At 79.5% G+C, this 1,201-nt stretch carries 1 protein-coding gene; it reads left to right on the plus strand.

Annotated elements, in window-relative coordinates; all coding sequences use genetic code 11:
- On the plus strand, positions 1-1,047 hold a 1,047-nt coding region (locus ACLIYP_RS30485; protein ID WP_412716304.1), incomplete at its 5' end, for a hypothetical protein.
- Positions 1,048-1,201 lie beyond the last annotated feature (154 nt).

The raw sequence follows: 1,201 nt of genomic DNA on the forward strand, positions 1-1,201 counted from the left end.
GCCCCGGCCGGCCCGGAGACGTCGCGGCGGCGGGCGGAGCAGCGGGCCGAGCGGCGGGCCGAGCGGATCTCGGCGGGCGCCACCGAGCTGGAGCAGCGGCTGGCGGACCTGCTGCGCGGCGGTCTGGCGGACTTGGAGGGGCCGGCGGGGGAGGCGGGCCGCGGTGTCTGGGAGGAGACGGCCGCCCGCATGGTGGACGCCCAGGCGCCGGGACTGGCCGCCCGGGTGCGGGAGCTGGGGGCCGTCCCCGGCTCCGGTCCCGGCTGGCCGTCCCGTCTGCTGGAGGAGTGCGCCCTGCTGCACCTGCTGGACCAGGGGTTCCTGAACATCGGCGGGCTGCCGGATCCGCTGGCGGCGACCGTGCGGTCCCGGGTGGGGATCACCACGGAGGCGGCCGGGGTCCTGGCCGACCGCGACGCGCTGGTGCGCGACCACTGGCTGGTGCTGGGCCGGCACGACACCGAGGAGGGCAGGGTGACGGCGCGCCGCGTCTGGCTGCACGGGCTGCGCACCGGGCGCACGGCGCTGGTGCTGTCGTTCACCCCCGGCCCGCCGCCGGAGCCCTCCCTCCCGGTGGGGGCCTCGGTCGACGCCGACCTCGCCTACTACCCCGGCGCCCCCGCGCTGCGCGCCGCTCTCGGCGAGCGGCACGCGGAGCCCGGGCCGGGCGGGCGGCCGCCGGGGGGCGGTGTGCACGAAGCGCTGGCCTCCTACGGCGCCGCGCTGTGCGGCGACCCCTGGCTGGACGGCTGGCCGGCGGTCCTGGCCGGCGTGGTGCCCGTACCGGTCGGGGAGGGCTGGCAGCTGGCCGACGAGGAGGGTTTCGCGCTGCCGGTGGCGGGGACGGCGGGGGTGCGCTCCCGGATGTGGCGGCTCGCCGCCGTCTCGGGTGGTGAACCGGTCACGGTGTTCGGCGAGTGCGGCCACCGGGGCTTCACCCCTCACACCGTCTGGCCGGGCCCGGGAGCGGCCTCCGGGGCGGGCCCTTCGGCGCGGGCTCCGGCCGTGCCGCTCACCACGGCCGGCATGGCGGACGGTGCGCGGTGAGCTGGAGCGAACTGGTCGGCGCCGCGCTGCTGGGCGCGGAGCGGCGCACACCGCCCGGCGGCCCGGTCGAGGCCCTGCTGGACGCCGCCGCGGTGGAGACGGTGCGGCGAGATCGGAAGCGCGCCGGGGAGGGAAAGAGTGTGGATCGCGGGGG

It is taken from the genome of Streptomyces nanhaiensis (assembly GCF_046614825.1).
Taxonomy (GTDB): domain Bacteria; phylum Actinomycetota; class Actinomycetes; order Streptomycetales; family Streptomycetaceae; genus Streptomyces; species Streptomyces radiopugnans.